Raw genomic sequence first — 16,727 nt, 5'->3', positions numbered from 1 at the left:
TGAGCGAAAGGATCCGGCCGTGAAGATCAATGCCCCGCCGACATGACGAAAATGCGAGGCTTGCGAGGATTGCCGGGGTAAAGGCCGAAGCCGACCCCACTCGTGGCTACCCAGCCGAGGCCATGGATCCTCCTGCGCGCCCCCACCCATGCACCCATGCGCCCCAGTTGCGGAATCAGTGCTCCTCCCCCGCGCGCGCTACAGCCGTAACCGGAGGTGGGTGCGGGAGTTGTGATGAGCGTGGAAGAGACGATCGCGAGCACCGAAGCCGCCCAGATTCCGCAGCAGCGTGGGGAATCGCTGCTGGACACCGCCGTTCGCTACGCCGAGGAGCGCCACTGGGACGTCTTCCCGGGCACCTGGCTGGAAGCCGTCGACGGGGTGCAGCGCTGCTCGTGCGGCGACGTCGCGTGCGCCGCGCCCGGCGCGCATCCGACGCGGCCGGACTGGGCGACGCAGGCGACGGGCAGCGCGACCGTTGCGCGCCGGATGTGGCAGAAGCAGCCGACGTCGTCGATTCTGCTGCCGACGGGGCGTACGTTCGACGCGATTTCCGTTCCGGAGACGGCGGGGTTTCTGGCGCTGGCCCGGATGGAGCGGATGGAGCTGACGCTGGGGCCGGTGACGCTGACTCCGGACCGGCGGATGGAGTTCTTCGTGCTGCCGGGGGCCGCGGTGAAAGTTCCCGATCTGGTGCGCAAGCTGGGGTGGGCGGTCGCTTCGCTGGATCTCGTGGCGCTCGGGGAGGGCGCGTGGGTGGCTGCGCCTCCTACGCGGTTCGGGTCCCGGGGGGCTGTGCAGTGGGCTTGTCGGCCTACGCCGGCGAATCGGTGGTTGCCGGATGCGGAAGAGTTGATCTCGCCGCTCGCCTATGCGTGTGGGCGGGATCGGTAGCGCCTACTGATCTGCCTCGCGTTCGCCGTCGGCGGCTGCGGGTTCGTCGTGGTTGCTCGCGCAGTTCCCCGCGCCCCTTAGGTTGGCACCATGACGTCGGCTGTAAGTGTGCGTGGGCTCTGGAAGCGGTTCGGGCAGCAAGTTGCCGTTGCCGGGGTTGATCTTGAGCTGCCTGCGGGGAAGTTCATCGGGCTCGTCGGCCCGAACGGTGCGGGCAAGACCACCACGCTCTCCATGGTGACCGGGCTGCTCCGGCCCGATCAGGGGTCCGTCGAGGTCGTCGGGCATGACGTATGGCGGGACCCCGTCGAGGTGAAGGCGCGGATCGGGGTGCTGCCGGAGGGGCTGCGGTTGTTCGAGCGGCTGTCGGGGCGGGAACTGCTCGGTTACATGGGGCGGTTGCGGGGGCTGCCCGGTGCCGAGGTGGACAAGCGGGCGACGCAGTTGCTGGATGTGCTGGATCTTGCCGGGGCCCAGCACAAACTGGTCGTCGACTACTCGACCGGGATGCGGAAGAAGATCGGGCTCGCGACGGCGCTGCTGCACAATCCCGAAGTGCTGTTCCTGGACGAGCCGTTCGAGGGCGTCGACCCGGTGTCCGCGCAGACCATCCGGGGTGTACTGGAGCGGTACACCGGCTCCGGGGCGACCGTCGTCTTCTCCTCGCATGTGATGGAACTCGTGGAGTCGCTGTGCGACTGGGTGGCCGTGATGGCCGCCGGGCGCATCCGGGCGCACGGGCCGCTGGCCGAGGTGCGGGGCGACGCCGCCTCGCTCCAGCAGGCGTTTCTTGAGCTCGTGGGGGCGAACGGGCGGAACGCCGGGTCCGATCTCGACTGGCTGGGCGGCGGGGCACGATGACCGCCGACATCACCCCGGTCGTCGTACGACTGAAGCTATCACTGCTGCGCAACGGGCTACGGCAGTCCGGCGGCCGCAAGGCCGCCTACATCGCGTCCGCCGCCATCACGCTGCTCTTCACCGCGCTCCAACTGCTCGGCCTGATCCTGCTGCGCGGCAACGAGCACGCCACGTCGGTGGTCGTACTCCTCGTCGCGGTGCTGGCGCTGGGCTGGGCGGTGATGCCGCTGTTCTTCCCCAGCGGCGACGAGACCCTCGACCCCACCCGCCTGGTGATGCTGCCGCTGCGCCCCGCGCCGCTCGTGCGGGCGCTGCTGGTGGCCTCGCTGGTCGGCATCGGGCCGCTGTTCACGGTGTGCATGCTCGCCGGTTCCGTCGTCGCGGTGGCGCATGGCGGTGTGGCGTACGTCGTCGGCGTCGTCGGTGTGGTGCTGGCGCTGCTGGTGTGCGTGGCCCTCGCGCGGGCCGTCGCCGCCGCCAACATCCGGTTGCTGACCAGCCGCAGGGGCCGTGATCTCGCGGTGCTCAGTGGTCTGGTCATCGCCATCGGGGCGCAGCTCGTCAACTTCGGGGTGCAGCGGCTGGGTTCGGCCGGGCTGGGGCAGCTCGCCCCCTTCGCCGATGTGCTGAAGTGGGTGCCGCCCGCGTCGGCGATCGGGGCGGCGGATTCGGCGAGCGAGGGCTCGTATGGAGTCGCTGTTGTTCAACTCGCCCTGAGCGCCCTGGCGCTGTGGCTGCTGCTGCGGCAGTGGTCGGGTCATCTGAACCGGCTGATGACCGCGCCCGACGGGTCCACCCTCCAGAGCGCCGAGGGCGCCACTCGCGAGCGGACCTCGACCGGACTGTCGCGTTTCCTGCCCGCCGGCCGTACCGGCACGGTCATGGAGCGCAGCCTGCGCTATGTGTGGCGCGACCCCAAGACCAAGGCCGCCTGGGTGACTTCGCTCGCGATCGGCCTGATCGTTCCGGTGTTCAACGCCCTCCAGGGCACCGGCTCGATCTACTTCGCCTGCTTCGCCGCCGGGATGCTCGGCATCCAGATGTACAACCAGTTCGGGCAGGACACCTCCGCGTTCTGGATGGTCGCGATGACGATCTCGTCCACGAAGGATGCGTACGTCGAACTGCGCGCCCGTGCCTTCGCGTTGCTGGTGATCACACTGCCGTACGCCGCACTGGTCACCGTCCTGACGACGGCCCTGCTCGGCGACTGGGCCAAGCTGCCCGAGGTGCTGGGTCTGTCCTTCGCCCTGCTCGGCGCGATGCTGGCGACCGGGGCGTGGACGTCGGCACGCTTCCCGTACTCCATCCCCCAGGAGGGCTACAAGAACGTCGCCCCCGGACAGGCCGGCCTCGCCTGGATCGCCATCTTCGGCGGCATGGTCGCGTCCGCCCTCCTCTGCGCCCCGGTCATCGCCGTCACCATCTGGCTGAACGTAACCGCTAACGGCGACGACTGGACGTGGGTGCTGCTACCGGTGGGGGTCGCGTACGGCGCCGCTGTCACTTGGCTGGGCCTGAGGCTGGCGGCCCCCAGGACGGCAGAACGACTGCCGGAGATCCTTACGGCGGTGAGCAAGGGCTGAGGGGACTTGGAAGGAGCGGTTGGGCAGCGCACCTAAGGGGCGCGGGGAACTGCGCGACAAGCCACGACGAACCCGCACCCGCCAACGAACATCACCCGGCAGACAAGAACGCGCCCAGCCTCACAGCGCATTCAAAAACGGCTCGATCGCCGCGCGCCACCCCTCCGGCTGGTCATAGTGGACAAGATGCCCGGCATCAGCCACCTCCGCGTACTCCCCGAGAGGCAACACCCGCACCATCTCCTGCGCCTCGGCCCGCCCCAACTCCCCATCCAGCCCGCGAACAACGAGCGCCGGGCACTGCACCTGGGCCAGCTCCTCCCAGTGCGCGTCGTACACCCACGTCTCCCGGGACTTGAGCATCTGGTCGGGTTCGAAAACGGGCCGCCAGCCGTCGGCAGACTCGTGCATCACCTCGGCGTAGAACTCGCCGCGGGACGGAATGGGCCGCTCCACCCAGGGGTCGTCCTCACCGAACCACTTGCGGACGTCGGCAAGCGTGGCGAACGGAACGGGCCAGGACTTGAACCACTGGGCCCACTCCCGCTGCGAGGCCGCACCGAGTGCGGAGGCCCGCATATCGCAGATGATGACTCCGCGGACCAGATCGGGGCGCTTGGCGGCGAGTTGCCAGGCGGTCAGGGCGCCCATCGCGTGGCCGATGAGGACGGCCGGGCCGAGGCCGAGCTGTTCGAGGGCGGCCTCGGCGTCCTCGACATAGGCCTCGCGGGTGAAGGAGGCCTGCGGGGGCTTGTCGCTCTGGCCGTGGCCGCGCTGGTCGAGCGCGACGGCGCGATGGCGTCCGGAGAGCCAGCGGGCGGTGGAGGCCCAGTGCGAGGCGCGGCCCATCAGGCCGTGAAGTAACAGCACGCCGGAGCAGCGGTCCTGTTCGCCGGGGCCGGGCGGCTGGTGCGGTGTCGCACGGTCGGTGTGTCCGGTCGTCTCGCTCGCCGGGTCGGGCTTGGGAGGGTCGCCGAACTCCCAGGCCGCCAGGCGTACGCCGCCCGCCCCGGTCACGTCGATGCGTCGCGCCATGGATCCTGGCACCCCCCTAGCTCCGCTCGGACCGCTCGCTCCCGCTCCCGCTCGAGCCGGCCGGTCCTGTGAACCGTGTCCTGCCTGCCGTGGTACCACTCTCTGCCGGGGCCGGTCAGGGCCCTCGCTCGTTTGCCGACATGCCGCGCCTACTGGTGAAGCGCAGGTTCCACATGCCGTGTCACCCTCAGGCTATCGAATACACATTCGAAGATGCGGGGTCTGCCGGTAACACCCCTCGTACGAGTGACCTCGGTCAGGGATTGACCGCCCGCGGCGAGGGGAGATCTTCTGCGGGAGGCGGACCGCTCGGGGAAAGCGGTCCGAGGGGAATGACCCTGAGAGCTCGGGGCTCCGGGTCAGCACAGGGGAGGACAGGCCCCGGCGCCACACGGCGCCGGGGCCCTCTCCACGTCTACGGCACATCCTCCCCGCCCCCTCCCCGGCCGGACGACATCGCTGTCGCACCACGGCCAAGAATCCCTCAGGTCATATGCCTCACGCGACAGCCTCGCACGTGATCCGTCCGAGCGCTGCAATTCGGCGCGGTGAATTCCGGAATCGACGAAACCAACGCGGCGCCGCAACTGCCCCTCCGGCCCCGGAAGTTGCCGACTCCCGGCGCCCGGTCAGCGCTTGGCGACGAACACGTGAGAGGCGACGTCCGACTCCAGCTCGGCCGCCTCGCCGCCACTGCCCACCAGCACCCCGCCGGCCGACTCCGTCACGCTCACCACCGAGCCGGGCTGCACGCCCGCGCGGCGCAGCGTGTACATCAGCTGTGCGTCCGTCTGGATCGGCTCGCCGATACGGCGCACCACGACCGTCTTGCCTTCCGTCCCCGGGTCCAGGTCGGCCAGCGACACCATGCCCTCGTCCAGGAACGGATCGGCGCCGTCCTTCTCGCCCAGCTCCTCCAGGCCCGGGATCGGGTTGCCGTACGGCGACTCGGTGGGGTGGCGCAGCAGCTCGAGCACGCGGCGCTCCACGGCCTCGCTCATCACGTGCTCCCAGCGACACGCCTCGGCGTGCACCTGCTCCCACTCCAGCCCGATCACGTCGACGAGCAGGCACTCCGCCAGGCGGTGCTTGCGCATCACGCGCGTCGCCAGCCGGCGGCCCTCGTCCGTGAGCTCCAGGTGCCGGTCGCTGGCGACGGACACCAGTCCGTCCCGCTCCATCCGCGCCACGGTCTGGCTGACCGTCGGCCCGCTCTGGTCCAGCCGCTCGGCGATCCGGGCGCGCATGGGGACCACACCTTCCTCCTCCAGCTCGAGGATGGTGCGGAGATACATCTCCGTGGTGTCGATCAGTCCGGACATACGTGCCCCTCGTGAGATCTGCCGGAAGCACGACAGCTTCCCGGCTTGTGCGCTGGCCCTGGAGTCAATTCTGCCGGATACCACTGACAAGCGTGCCGTGCCGGTGAAACCGGGGGTGCGGCGACTCGGAACGGGAGTGTCATGCGCGCAGCGGGGAGCGGCGATCTTGGTACTCGACGCGGCGGGACACGGTCGCCTAGCGTTCCGCACATGACCAAGCGGCGAGCGATACTCAGCGGTTCGGTGTTCGAGGAGCAGATCGGGTATGCCCGGGCCGTGGTCGACGGGGAGTGGGTGCATGTGTCCGGGACGACCGGCTACAACTACGCCACCATGACGATCTCCGACGACGTGGTCGAACAGGCCGAGCAGTGTCTGCGCAACGTGGGCGCGGCGCTGGCGGAGGCGGGGTGCTCGTTCGCCGATGTCGTCCGGGTGCGGTACCTGCTGCCCGAGCGGGACGACTTCGAACCCTGCTGGCCGGTACTGCGCCGCCACTTCGGCGAGGTCCTCCCGGCAGCGACCATGATGGTGTGCGGGCTGGCCGATCCCCGGATGAAGTTCGAGATCGAGGTCTACGCGCGACGCACGGACGGCGACGGTGTCTGACCTCCGCCTGGAGCCGGTGTCCGGCGACGTCATGCTGGAGCAGTGGCGGTACGTGCACAACGTGATCGTGCCGCCCGCCGCCATGGACCTCGACGAGGTACGGGAGCGCGGTGGCCGCTACCGGCTGGAGAACGCGTATCTCGGCGACGAACTCGTGGGGTGCTCCACCGTGCGGCCGCCCGAGGGCGAGGAAGCCGTCGCGACGGTGATCGCGCGTGTGCTGCCCCGGTATCGGCGGCGCGGGATCGGGAACGCTCTGTACGAGAAAGGGCTCGCCCACGCGCGCGTGCTGGGTGCCGACGTGATCGAGACCTGCGTGCTGGCCGTCAACGAGGACGGGGTGCGGTTTGCCGGGGCGCGCGGATTCGTGGAGGTGGAGAGGTATGTGCTGCCGGGTGCGAACGACCTGTGGATCGACCTCCGGCTTGCCACCTCCCGACCGTAAGGAGGGGTTCACGTCGCGTTTCCGGCGTGCAACGATTCTCTCAATCTTGCGGGAACTCGATGTGTGCTGCGTCACGTTCGAGTTGAATGATTGTTAGTGAGCGAACCGACGTGCCGTACGTACGGACGCAGCCTGCAGGGGGTCCAGGTGAGTGCTTCCAGGCGTAGTGGGACCACCGACGAGCTGGGACCGGACGAGCCCGAAAGGGAAGGTCCGGAGGGCTCGGGCGGTTCCGATCTGCTGGCCGCGCTCCTTGACGGCATGGACGCGGCCCTGTGCGCCTTCGACGCCGACGGTGTCGTCACGCACTGGAACCGTGAGGCCGAGCGGATTCTCGGGTGGACCGCGAGTGAGGCCGTGGGCCGACGCGGGTTCGCCGGGTGGGCCGTAAGGCCGGCGGACGCCGACGAGGTCGAGTCCCGGCTGATGGCCGCCATGCACGCGCCGGGACGCCAGGTCCATGAGTTCGCGCTGCTCACCAAGGACGGCGGCCGGGTCCTCGTACGGACCCAGTCCGCGGCCGTCCGCGGCCCCGACGGAAAGCCCGCCGGTCTGTACTGCGCCTTCAGCGAGGTGCACACGCAGATCGACCTCGAGCGGTCCATCGCGCTGAGCGAGGCCCTCTTCGACGACGCGAGCTGGGGCGTCGTCCTCGTCGACGCCGACCTGCGGCCCGCCGTGGTGAACGCGCACGCGGCCCGCGCGCTGGGCATCGGGCGTACGTCCGTACTCGGCAGACCGCTCGGTGAACTGCTCTCCCAAGGCGTCGAGGAGCTCGAGAGCGCCCTCACCCATGTCCTCGCCGAGGGTGCGCCGCCCGCGCCCGCCGAGATCTGGGTCGGCGTACGCACGCCGGAGGGCGAGAAGCGGCGCTGCTGGCGCTGTGGCTTCGTACGGCTGGCCTCCCCGCTCGCCGAGGAACCGGTACCGCTCGGCGTCGGCTGGCTGTTCAACGACGTCACGGAGGCCAAGCAGGCCGAGCAGGAGGCGTCGTTGCTGCGGTTCCGCAGCAATCAGCTCCACCGTGCCGCACGGGCCGCCGCCGAGTGCGAGGACCCGGCCGAGGCCGCCGTCGTCCACCTGGACTTCGCGCTAGCGGGGTTCGCCGACCACGCCCTGATCGACCGCGCGGCGGGCGGCGCGATCACCGACGCCGAGACCGCCGAGCCCGTACGACTGGTACGCATCGCCACCACACCCGCGGGCGCGCCCGGGCCCAGCCTGGTCACCGGTCAGGCCGGCCTGCCCATCCGCTACGGCGAGGGGCACCCCGCCCTGCAGTGCGTTCAGCGAGGCGGCTCCGTGCGGGCCAGCGTCGGCACCGTACCGGCCGAACAGGCGCGCGCCTGGGCGCTGGCCCGGCAGTGGCCGGCGGACGCCGTGCACGCGCTGTGCGCGGTGCTGCGCAGCCGGGGGCGGACGCTGGGCGTCGTGACGTTTCTGCGCGGGGCCGGACGCAGCGCGTTCGAACGGCCCGACGCGGCGTACGCGGAGGATGTCGCCGTACGGATCGCTGGGGCGCTGGATCTGGCGGGGGCGGTGCGCGGGGACTGGCCGCCGGAAGGTTCGGAGTAACGAGTGAAAGGCTGGGGCCGGGCGCTTCCGGCTAACGGCGATAGAAGATCCGGTCCCCGTACTCCTCCATCACCCGCCGGTTCCAGTCATGGCCCCCGTCGACGTTGCCGGAGCGCAGCAGCGGAGGCTCGACGCCGCGGGCGGCCAGCGCGGCGGCCGCTTCGGCCATCACCGCCTGGAGCAGGGCCGATGTGACGACCGTGGAGGCCGGGGCGAAGGGCGCCGGGACGGTGTCGAGGGTGAGTTCCGCGTCACCGACGGCGATCTTCGAGTCGAGGACGATGTCGCAGTGGTCCTTCAGATACGTCCCCGAGGAGTGCCGGGACTTCGTCTCCGACGCGTACGCCACCGAGGTCACGCCGATCACCTTCACGCCCAGGGCACGGGCCTTCATGGCCATCTCCACGGGCAGCGCGTTGCGGCCGGACAGCGAGATGATCACCAGGGCGTCGCCCTCGCGGACCGGCGACGTGTCGAGCACGGCGCTCGCGAGACCGTCGACCCTTTCCAGCGCGGAGCCGAGGGTGGCCGGGACGACATCGACTCCTACGACGCCGGGTACGGCCAGCAGATTCATCAGCGCGAGTCCGCCGGCGCGGTAGACGACGTCCTGCGCGGCCAGCGAGGAGTGCCCGGCGCCGAAGGCGAACAGCCGGCCATCGGCGACGACCGTGTCCGCGAGGAGTGACCCGGCCGCCGTGATCGTCCCGCCCTCCTCGTCCCGCACACGTTGCAACAGCCCGATCGCGGCATCGAAGAACTGACCGGACGGCTTGCTGTCGCTCATGCGGGGTCCCTTCGGGGGCGGCCGTGGCGGCGTGCGGCGGCGATGTGTTGCGGATCACGGTGCGGTCTGGACCAGTGCGGTGTCAATACGGCCGTCGCTGCGTGACGTTGTTCTTTGGGACGGGTGCCGCACCCATCCTTCAGTGGCGGACCAGGCAGAACGGATGCCCAGCTGGATCGGCATAGACACGCCAGCTCCGCCCGTCCGCACCGCCGTCCAAGACCGTCGCCCCACGGTCCAGCACCTGCTCCCCGGCTCGGTCCAGGTCCGCGACACCGAAGTCCAGGTGGAACTGCTGGGGCCGGGCAGGATCGGGCCACACCGGCGGCAGGTAGTCCGCCACCCGTTGGAAGGCAAGGACGAGCCCGGACGGCGCGTGCAGTGTCGCCCAGCCGTCGCCGAGCGCCCACCGCTTGTCCCGCTGGTTGACTGTCCCGCCCAGCAGTGAGTGGTAGAACGCGGCGAGTTCCGCAGGGTCAGAGCAGTCCAGGACTACGCACTGAAGGTCGGCGATCATGGGCAGATCCTAGGTGGCTGCCCGAGAGGACCGCCGGTTCGTCAACATCTCGAAAAACCGGTTGAAGCCGCCGGAGGGGGATCCTTAGGGTGTGAGGCACACGAGAAGGGAGGTGGTTCGGCAGATGTATGAATACCGGACGCGTGAGGTGACTGCGGGCTAGCGGCCCGCCACCACACCCAGTGCGGTGCCGGACCAGCGTGCGTAAGAAGCACGCAGCCGGCCCAATCCCAGCAGTCACCCGACCCGCGAGCTCGCCGGTACGTCCGGCCGGCTTCTCCGCCGTCAGGCGGAGGGACCAGAGCTCGCGGGTCGTCTGCGTGTGGGGACTACCAACTCAGTGCGCGATGTCGCCGTAGCCCTCGATCTCGCGCGGGTTCCGGGAGCCGGGGCCGACGTAGCGGGCGGAGGGGCGGACCAGGCGGCCCGTGCGTTTCTGCTCCAGGATGTGGGCGGACCAGCCGGCCGTGCGGGCGCAGGTGAACATGGAGGTGAACATGTGGGCCGGGACCTCGGCGAAGTCGAGGACGATGGCGGCCCAGAATTCGACGTTCGTGGCCAGGACGCGGTCCGGGCGGCGGCTGTGCAGCTCCGCCAGGGCCGCCTTCTCCAGGGCTTCGGCGACCTCGAAGCGGGGGGCGCCCAGTTCGCGGGCGGTGCGGCGGAGGACTCGGGCGCGGGGGTCTTCGGCGCGGTAGACGCGGTGGCCGAAGCCCATGAGGCGTTCGCCCTTGTCGAGGGCTTGTTTGACGTAGGCCTCGGCGTCGCCGGTGCGCTCGATCTCCTCGATCATGCCGAGGACGCGGGAGGGGGCGCCGCCGTGCAGGGGGCCGGACATGGCTCCTACGGCGCCGGAGAGGGCGGCGGCGACGTCGGCTCCGGTGGAGGCGATGACGCGGGCGGTGAAGGTGGAGGCGTTCATGCCGTGTTCGGCCGCGCTGGTCCAGTAGGCGTCGACGGCGGCTACGTGCTTGGGGTCGGGCTCGCCGCGCCAGCGGATCATGAAGCGTTCGGTGATGGAGTTGGCCTTGTCGATCTCGCGCTGCGGGACCATGGGCCGACCCTGGCCGCGGGCGGACTGGGCGACGTAGGACAGGGCCATGACGGCGGCGCGGGCGAGGTCCTCGCGGGCCTGGGCGGAGTCGATGTCGAGCAGTGGTTTCAGGCCCCAGACGGGGGCGAGCATGGCGAGTGCGGACTGGACGTCGACGCGGATGTCGCCGGAGTGCACGGGGATCGGGAAGGGTTCGGCGGGCGGCAGGCCGGGGTTGAAGGCGCCGTCGACGAGCAGGCCCCAGACGTTGCCGAACGAGACGTGGCCGACCAGGTCCTCGATGTCGACGCCCCGGTACCGGAGTGCGCCGCCCTCCTTATCCGGTTCGGCGATCTCCGTCTCGAACGCGACGACTCCCTCGAGTCCGGGTACGAAGTCGGACATCAGGCGGCTCCTCGTGATGTGTGCGACGTGTGGTGTGGCTTGTGGGGATGGTGTTGCGAGAGTTCTTTGATGGGTGAGGTCTGCTGCTGCGTGCCCGGTGGATCCGCGGTCGGTGCGCTGCGGAGACTCGCGGTCCTGGGCGTCATCCCTGTGATGCCCCGTGCGGTCGGCGGTCACCCAACCGGAACGGCATCTGAACGATATCTCCGAGTGTCACCCTTGGGGAGGGTTCGCGGCACTCAGTGCCACTCAGTGATGAAGGACACCGTGGCGAACGGGGCGTGCGGATACGGCAAGATGACCGCGTGAACGATCGTGACGCCGTGTCCGCCGTCCCCGTCCCCCTTGATCCCGCGTTGATGCGCAAGCAGTACCGGGCCGAGGGTCTGGCCGAGTCCGATCTGGCCGGCACGCCGGTGGAGCAGTTCGCGCGCTGGTTCCGGCAGGCCGCGGCGCAGGCCCATCTGTTCGAGCCGAACGCGATGGTCGTTTCGACGGCGGACGGTGAGGGGCGGCCCAGTTCTCGTACGGTGCTGTTGAAGCAGTTCGACGAGCAGGGTTTTGTCTTCTACACCAATTACGACTCCCGCAAGGGCCGTGATCTGTCCGAGAACCCGTACGTGTCGCTGCTGTTCCCGTGGCATCCGATGGCCCGGCAGGTGATCGTGTCCGGGGTGGCACGGCGTACCGGCCGTGATGAGACGGCCGCCTATTTCCGTACCCGGCCGCATGGTTCGCAGCTCGGGGCGTGGGCCAGCGCCCAGTCCTCGGTGATCGCCACACGTGCCGATCTCGACGCCTCGTACGCCGAGTTGGCGGCCCGCTATCCGGAGGGCGAGCAGGTGCCGGTGCCGCCGCACTGGGGTGGTTTCCGGGTGGCTCCGCAGTCGGTGGAGTTCTGGCAGGGCCGGGAGAACCGGCTGCATGACCGGTTGCGGTATGTGGCGGAGCCGGACGGGAGCTGGCGGGTGGAGCGGCTGAGTCCCTGAGGTCGGTCGCGGTCAGACCTTGCCGTGGAGGTACGCCGTACTGTGCCCTTCGAGGAACTCGGCTATGCGTGCGCGGAAGTCCTCGGAGAGTGCGGGCCAGTTCCAGAACTGGAAGCCGAGATGGGCGAAGGCAAGGGAGTTGTCGGTCCACCTCCATGCGGAGAGGGGGACGGACTCGGCGCAGGCGGGGCAGTCGACGTCGGCGCTGCCCGTCTTGTGCCAGGCTTCGGCGGCGGTGCTGATGCGGGACGAGACGTCACCCTCCACAGCGGTGGTTTGCCCGCAGCGCGGACACGTCACCGCGTCCGGGCCGCGTTCGCCGAGGCTGTAGAAGACGTGGCGTTCGGTGTGCACGGCGAGGCCCTCCGGGTCGCCCCAGCGGGCATCGGCGACGGCCTTCGACCAGTTCGGGCCGGGCGGGTGGGCCGGATGGTCTTCCAGGGCCCAGCCCGGTTCCGCCGTGGCGAGCACGATGCCCTCGGCCACGAGCCACTCGACCACGGGCGCCGCCAGGCGTGCCGCGTCGTGCGGGCTCGCGTCCAGGTCGACGATCGTCTGGAATGTGTCTCCCATGCCCGAACCGTAAGCCGTGCCACTGACAACGCCCTCAGCCCAGCGTCTCGTCCAGCAGTGCCGCCCACTGTGCCACCACGCGTTCGCGGCGGGGTTCGTCGTCGGTGAGGAGGTTGGCGAGGCCTAGGCCGCGGGCCATGTCGAGGAGGCCTTGGACGGTTTCGCGGACGCCGGGGTGGGATTCGTCGGCGCCGAGGAGGTCGACGGCGATGTGGTGGGTCTCGCGGCCGACGCGGGCTTCGAGTTCGGTGACGCGGGGGCGGAGCTGCGCTTCGTTGGAGGCGGCTACCCACAGGTGGAGGGCGGCGCGGAACAGTGGGCCCGTGTAGAGGTCGACCAAGGCCGTCACCACGGCCCGGCGGTCCTCCGCCGCGCCCTGAGGGAACAGCGCCCGCAGCGCCGTCGAGCGTTCCTCGGCGACGTATTCGACCGCCGCCGTGAAGAGGTCCTCGCGGGTCGGGAAGTGGTGTTGGGCGGCGCCGCGGGAGACGCCGGCGCGTTCGGCGACGACGGAAACGGTGGAGCCTGCCCAGCCGTGTTCGGCGAGGCAGGCCACGGCGGCTTCGAGGAGCCGTTGCCGGGTGGCTCGGCTGCGGTCCTGTTTGGGTGCACGGTCGAACGTGCTCACAGCACCCATGGCGGTTCCCGTCGTTCTAGGAAGGCCGTCATGCCCTCGCGGGCGTCGGCGGAGGCGAACAGCCGGGCCGAGAGCGCGGTGAGGTCGGCCGCGTCCCGGTCGAAGGCTTCCAGCACCCTAGCTGTGAGCAGCTGTTTCGTCTCGGCCAGGGCCTGTGGTGAAGCGCGGCGCAGTCCGTCGAGGACGGGTTCCAGTACGGCGTCGGCGTCGTCGCCGGATGCGGTCAGCAGGCCGATGCGGGCCGCCTCGGCGGCGTCGAAGCGTTCGCCGGTGAGGTAGTAGCGGGCGAGGGCGCGGGGGTCGGTGCGGGGCAGGAGCGGGAGGGTGATGACTGCGGGGGCCACGCCGATCCGTACCTCGGTGAAGGCGAAGCTCGCCTCGTGCGAGGCGGCGGCGATGTCGCAGGCGCCGAGGAGTCCGAGGCCGCCCGCGCGGACGTGTCCGGTGACGCGGGCGACGACGGGTTTGGGCAGTTCGACGATCTGCCGGAGCAGGCCGACGAGTGCGTCGGGGGGTGGTGGGTCGCGCAGGTCGGCGCCCGCGCTGAAGGTGTTGCCGGTGTGGGTGAGGACGATCGCGCGGATGTCGCCGTCCTTGCCGCAGTCGGTGAGCGTGTCCGCGAGTTCGCCGACGAGGGCCGCCGACAGGGCGTTGCGGTTGTGCGGGGAGTCGAGGCCGATCGTTTCGATGCCACGCGCGCGCGTGCGGCTGATCAACGTCACGTGCGCTCCCTGAGTTCCCGGCGCAGGATCTTCCCGGAGGCGGCGCGGGGTACGCCGTCGATGAAGGTGACGTGTCGGACGCGCTTGTAGGGGGCGACGCGTTCGGCGACGTACATCATGACCTCTCCTTCGGAGAGGTCGGTGGCGGTGGGCTGGCGGACCACGTAGGCGTGGGGGACTTCGTTGCCCTCGTCGTTGTAGGCGCCGATGACGGCGGCGTCGGCGATGCCGGGGTGGGTGAGGAGGAGGGCTTCGAGTTCGGCGGGGGCCACTTGGAAGCCCTTGTATTTGATGAGTTCCTTGACGCGGTCGACGACGAACAGCCAGCCGTCGGCGTCGACATGGCCGACGTCTCCGGTGTGCAGCCAGCCGTCGGTGTCGATCATCGCGGCGGTGTCGTCGGGGCGGCCCAGGTAGCCCTTCATGATCTGGGGTCCGCGGATGAGGATTTCGCCGGGTTCGCCGACGCCGACGTCCTTGTCGGGGTCGTCGAGGGAGACGATGCGCATCTCGGTGCCGGCGATGAGTTTGCCGACGGTGCCGGGGGGCGCGTCGTGCATGGCGTTCAGGGGGACGACGTGGGTGCCGGGCGACAGTTCCGTCATGCCGTACGCCTGGCCGACCGGCGGCAGGTTCAGGCGCCGGGAGCAGGCCGCGGCGAGCTGGGCGTCGAGCGGGGCGGCGGCGCAGACGATGTATTTCAGTGACGACAGGTCGTACTCGGCGACGAGTGGGTGCTTGGCGAGGGCGAGGACGATCGGCGGGGCGACGTACAGGCCGGTGATGCGGTGGTTCTGGATGGCGGCGAGGAAGGTCTCCAGGTCGAAGCGGGGCAGGACGACGACGGTGGCGCCCAGTCGCAGGGGCGCGTTCATCAGCGCGGTGAGCCCGTAGATGTGGAAGAAGGGCAGGACGGCGAGGATGCGGTCGCCGGGGCCCGCGCTCATGAGGGGTTCGAGCTGGGCGAGGTTGGTGGCGATCTGGCGGTGCGTGAGCATCACGCCTTTGGGGGTGCCGGTGGTGCCCGAGGAGTACGGGAGGGCCGCGACGTCCTCCACGGGGTCGATGTCGATCCGCGGTTCGGGGGCGGTCGAGCCGAGCATGTCGATGAGGGAGCGGTGTCCTGGCGCGCTGTCGCAGACGAAGATCTCCTCGACGCCGCCCGCGAGTTCGGCGGCCCTGCGGGCGGTCTCCAGGAGCGGTGAGACGGTGATGATCCAGCGGGCGGCCGAGTCGCGCAGCTGCTTGGCGAACTCCTCGGCGGTGGACAGCGGGTGCACGGTCGTGACGGATGCCCCCGCGCGCGTGGCGGCGTAGAACGCGGTCGGGAAGGCGACGGTGTTCGGGCTGTGCAGGGCGAGCACGTCGCCCTTGCGGACGCCCGCCTCGGCCAGCGCGGCGGCGACACGCCGGTGGAACTGGTCCACCTGCGCGTACGTGAGGGTCATGCCGTTGGTGCCGTCGATCAGCGCGGGTATCTCGCCGAACTCGGCGGCCCGGCCCAGCACTGCTTCGTGGATGGGGAGTTCGACGGGCGGGACGTCTGCGTACTCGCTGCGGAACATCGTTCCTCCAAGACGGCCTAGTACGACTTGGGCAGGCCCAGGGTCTGGTGGGAGACGTAGTTGAGAATCATCTCCCGGCTCACTGGGGCAATACGAGACACGCGCGCCGCCGTTATCAGCGAGGCGAGGCCGAATTCCCGGGTGAGGCCGTTTCCGCCGAGGGTGTGCACGGCCTGGTCGACGGCTTTCACGCAGGCCTCTCCGGCCGCGTATTTGGCCATGTTGGCGGCTTCGCCCGCGCCGGTGTCGTCTCCGGCGTCGTACAGGTGGGCCGCCTTCTGCATCATCAGGCGGGCGAGTTCGAGTTCGATGTGCGACTGGGCGAGGGGGTGCGCGATCGCCTGGTGGGCGCCGATGGGGGTCTTCCAGACGGTGCGTTCGCGCGCGTAGGTGACGGCTTGGGCGAGGGCGTAGCGGCCCATGCCGATCGCGAAGGCGGCGGTCATGATGCGTTCGGGGTTGAGACCGGCGAAGAGCTGGAGGAGGCCTGCGTCCTCGTCGCCGACCAGGGCGTCGGCGGGGAGTCGTACGTCGTCGAGGGTCAGCTCGAACTGCTTCTCGGCAGCGTTGAGTTCCATGTCGATCTGCCGTCGTTGGAAGCCTTCGGCGTCTCTCGGAACGATGAACAGGCAGGGTTTGAGGTTGCCGGTGCGGGCGTCTTCGGTGCGGCCGACGATGAGGGTCGCTTCGGCGATGTCCACGCCGGAGATAAAGACCTTGCGGCCGGTGAGGAGCCAGTCCGCGCCGTCGCGGCGGGCTGTGGTGGTGATGCGGTGGCTGTTGGAGCCGGCGTCTGGTTCGGTGATGCCGAACGCCATCGTCCGGGTGCCGTTCGCCAGTGCGGGGAGCCATTCGCGTTTTTGGGCCTCAGTGCCGAAGCGGGCGATGACTGTGCCGCAGATCGCCGGGGAGACGATCATCATGAGGAGGGGGCAGCCTGCGGCGCCGAGCTCTTCGAGGACGATGGAGAGTTCGGTTATGCCGCCGCCTCCGCCTCCGTATCCCTCGGGGAGGTTGACGCCCAAGTAGCCGAGTTGGCCTGCGTCGGACCAGAGGTCTTCTCGGGTGTAGGTGCGGCCGTGGCGTTTGCCGAGGGCGGCTACGGCTTCTCGTAGGGCTTTGTGTTCTTCGGATTCGAGAGTGGGGAGCATGAGGGCTCCTTCCGGGTGCGG

17 protein-coding genes are annotated in these 16,727 nt (G+C 70.0%); 7 read left to right on the top strand and 10 right to left on the bottom strand.

The window, feature by feature from the left end:
* Window positions 1-231: 231 nt before the first annotated feature.
* From OG828_RS27920 to OG828_RS27910, 3 genes are all read left to right on the top strand, one after another.
* Window positions 232-894 (top strand): bifunctional DNA primase/polymerase, encoded by a 663-nt coding sequence (locus OG828_RS27920; RefSeq protein WP_210582233.1) that lies wholly within the window; start codon window positions 232-234, stop codon window positions 892-894.
* 90 nt (window positions 895-984) lie between these two features.
* Window positions 985-1,755, top strand: a complete 771-nt coding sequence (locus tag OG828_RS27915) for an ABC transporter ATP-binding protein (protein WP_328362593.1) — start codon at window positions 985-987, stop codon at window positions 1,753-1,755.
* The gene (locus OG828_RS27910; RefSeq protein WP_328362590.1) at window positions 1,752-3,341 is read left to right on the top strand and encodes a transporter; all 1,590 of its coding nucleotides are present in this window, start codon (window positions 1,752-1,754) and stop codon (window positions 3,339-3,341) included. The genes OG828_RS27915 and OG828_RS27910 overlap by 4 nt, the downstream gene beginning before the upstream one ends.
* Window positions 3,342-3,461: 120 nt before the next feature.
* On the opposite strand, the gene OG828_RS27905 is transcribed toward OG828_RS27910, so the two are convergent.
* Both OG828_RS27905 and OG828_RS27900 read right to left on the bottom strand, forming a co-directional pair.
* Window positions 3,462-4,376: an alpha/beta fold hydrolase gene (locus tag OG828_RS27905; RefSeq protein ID WP_328440078.1), complete on the bottom strand. Its 915-nt coding sequence runs from the start codon at window positions 4,374-4,376 to the stop codon at window positions 3,462-3,464.
* Window positions 4,377-5,005: 629 nt separating this feature from the next.
* Complete coding sequence (locus OG828_RS27900) at window positions 5,006-5,698, bottom strand: metal-dependent transcriptional regulator (protein WP_133912046.1); 693 nt, start codon at window positions 5,696-5,698, stop codon at window positions 5,006-5,008.
* 210 nt (window positions 5,699-5,908) lie between these two features.
* On the opposite strand from OG828_RS27900, the gene OG828_RS27895 reads away from it, so the two are divergent.
* From OG828_RS27895 to OG828_RS27885, 3 genes are all read left to right on the top strand, one after another.
* A complete protein-coding gene (locus tag OG828_RS27895) occupies window positions 5,909-6,307 on the top strand; it encodes a RidA family protein (RefSeq protein WP_328502648.1) in 399 nt (132 codons plus the stop codon).
* A 31-nt stretch (window positions 6,308-6,338) separates the two neighbouring features.
* Window positions 6,339-6,752: a GNAT family N-acetyltransferase gene (locus OG828_RS27890; RefSeq protein WP_328504948.1), complete on the top strand. Its 414-nt coding sequence runs from the start codon at window positions 6,339-6,341 to the stop codon at window positions 6,750-6,752.
* A gap of 147 nt (window positions 6,753-6,899) precedes the next feature.
* Complete coding sequence (locus OG828_RS27885) at window positions 6,900-8,327, top strand: PAS domain-containing protein (RefSeq protein WP_328362580.1); 1,428 nt, start codon at window positions 6,900-6,902, stop codon at window positions 8,325-8,327.
* Window positions 8,328-8,358: 31 nt separating this feature from the next.
* Here the strand turns inward: OG828_RS27885 and OG828_RS27880 are convergent, their stop codons facing one another.
* The 3 genes from OG828_RS27880 to OG828_RS27870 all read right to left on the bottom strand — a co-directional run bounded on the left by OG828_RS27880 (window position 8,359) and on the right by OG828_RS27870 (window position 11,069).
* Entirely contained in the window at window positions 8,359-9,114 is a 756-nt protein-coding gene (locus OG828_RS27880; protein ID WP_328502647.1) for an SIS domain-containing protein, read from the bottom strand.
* Window positions 9,115-9,253: 139 nt separating this feature from the next.
* Window positions 9,254-9,631 carry a VOC family protein gene (locus tag OG828_RS27875; protein ID WP_328440074.1) on the bottom strand — a complete coding sequence of 126 codons (378 nt, stop codon included), beginning with the start codon at window positions 9,629-9,631 and terminating at the stop codon, window positions 9,254-9,256.
* A gap of 337 nt (window positions 9,632-9,968) precedes the next feature.
* Window positions 9,969-11,069, bottom strand: a complete 1,101-nt coding sequence (locus OG828_RS27870) for a citrate synthase 2 (protein ID WP_328362574.1) — start codon at window positions 11,067-11,069, stop codon at window positions 9,969-9,971.
* Window positions 11,070-11,374: 305 nt separating this feature from the next.
* Here OG828_RS27870 and pdxH point away from each other — a divergent pair, with 305 nt between their 5' ends.
* Complete coding sequence (pdxH, locus tag OG828_RS27865) at window positions 11,375-12,058, top strand: pyridoxamine 5'-phosphate oxidase (RefSeq protein ID WP_443060191.1); 684 nt, start codon at window positions 11,375-11,377, stop codon at window positions 12,056-12,058.
* 12 nt (window positions 12,059-12,070) lie between these two features.
* Here the strand turns inward: pdxH and OG828_RS27860 are convergent, their stop codons facing one another.
* Genes OG828_RS27860 through OG828_RS27840 form a run of 5 tightly spaced genes read right to left on the bottom strand, consistent with a single transcriptional unit; the run spans window position 12,071 to window position 16,706 of the window.
* A complete protein-coding gene (locus tag OG828_RS27860) occupies window positions 12,071-12,631 on the bottom strand; it encodes a hypothetical protein (protein ID WP_328362571.1) in 561 nt (186 codons plus the stop codon).
* 34 nt (window positions 12,632-12,665) lie between these two features.
* Complete coding sequence (locus OG828_RS27855; protein ID WP_328362568.1) at window positions 12,666-13,268, bottom strand: TetR/AcrR family transcriptional regulator; 603 nt, start codon at window positions 13,266-13,268, stop codon at window positions 12,666-12,668.
* The gene (locus tag OG828_RS27850; RefSeq protein ID WP_328502646.1) at window positions 13,256-13,990 is read right to left on the bottom strand and encodes an enoyl-CoA hydratase family protein; all 735 of its coding nucleotides are present in this window, start codon (window positions 13,988-13,990) and stop codon (window positions 13,256-13,258) included. Before OG828_RS27850 ends, OG828_RS27855 begins: the two co-directional genes overlap by 13 nt.
* On the bottom strand, window positions 13,987-15,555 hold the full coding sequence (locus OG828_RS27845; protein ID WP_328362562.1) for a 4-coumarate--CoA ligase family protein: 1,569 nt from the start codon (window positions 15,553-15,555) through the stop codon (window positions 13,987-13,989). The genes OG828_RS27850 and OG828_RS27845 overlap by 4 nt, the downstream gene beginning before the upstream one ends.
* Before the next feature lie 17 nt (window positions 15,556-15,572).
* Window positions 15,573-16,706, bottom strand: coding sequence for an acyl-CoA dehydrogenase family protein (locus OG828_RS27840; protein WP_328502645.1), 1,134 nt, complete (start codon window positions 16,704-16,706; stop codon window positions 15,573-15,575).
* Between the last annotated feature and the right edge of the window lie 21 nt (window positions 16,707-16,727).

Origin of the sequence: Streptomyces sp. NBC_00457 (genome assembly GCF_036014015.1) — a bacterium.
GTDB lineage: Bacteria > Actinomycetota > Actinomycetes > Streptomycetales > Streptomycetaceae > Streptomyces.
The sequence above is the reverse complement of the archived record's forward strand: the minus strand, read 5'-3'. Positions and strand labels throughout refer to the sequence as shown.

What these genes read in the sequence shown, in the direction of transcription:
- OG828_RS27915 (WP_328362593.1), top strand. Translation starts at nt 985, where the DNA reads ATGACGTCGGCTGTAAGTGTGCGTGGGCTCTGGAAGCGGTTCGGGCAG.
- OG828_RS27910 (WP_328362590.1), top strand. Translation starts at nt 1,752, where the DNA reads ATGACCGCCGACATCACCCCGGTCGTCGTACGACTGAAGCTATCACTG.
- OG828_RS27905 (WP_328440078.1), bottom strand. Translation starts at nt 4,376, where the DNA reads ATGGCGCGACGCATCGACGTGACCGGGGCGGGCGGCGTACGCCTGGCG.
- OG828_RS27900 (WP_133912046.1), bottom strand. Translation starts at nt 5,698, where the DNA reads ATGTCCGGACTGATCGACACCACGGAGATGTATCTCCGCACCATCCTC.
- OG828_RS27895 (WP_328502648.1), top strand. Translation starts at nt 5,909, where the DNA reads ATGACCAAGCGGCGAGCGATACTCAGCGGTTCGGTGTTCGAGGAGCAG.
- OG828_RS27890 (WP_328504948.1), top strand. Translation starts at nt 6,339, where the DNA reads ATGCTGGAGCAGTGGCGGTACGTGCACAACGTGATCGTGCCGCCCGCC.
- OG828_RS27880 (WP_328502647.1), bottom strand. Translation starts at nt 9,114, where the DNA reads ATGAGCGACAGCAAGCCGTCCGGTCAGTTCTTCGATGCCGCGATCGGG.
- OG828_RS27875 (WP_328440074.1), bottom strand. Translation starts at nt 9,631, where the DNA reads ATGATCGCCGACCTTCAGTGCGTAGTCCTGGACTGCTCTGACCCTGCG.
- OG828_RS27870 (WP_328362574.1), bottom strand. Translation starts at nt 11,069, where the DNA reads ATGTCCGACTTCGTACCCGGACTCGAGGGAGTCGTCGCGTTCGAGACG.
- OG828_RS27860 (WP_328362571.1), bottom strand. Translation starts at nt 12,631, where the DNA reads ATGGGAGACACATTCCAGACGATCGTCGACCTGGACGCGAGCCCGCAC.
- OG828_RS27855 (WP_328362568.1), bottom strand. Translation starts at nt 13,268, where the DNA reads ATGGGTGCTGTGAGCACGTTCGACCGTGCACCCAAACAGGACCGCAGC.
- OG828_RS27845 (WP_328362562.1), bottom strand. Translation starts at nt 15,555, where the DNA reads ATGTTCCGCAGCGAGTACGCAGACGTCCCGCCCGTCGAACTCCCCATC.
- OG828_RS27840 (WP_328502645.1), bottom strand. Translation starts at nt 16,706, where the DNA reads ATGCTCCCCACTCTCGAATCCGAAGAACACAAAGCCCTACGAGAAGCC.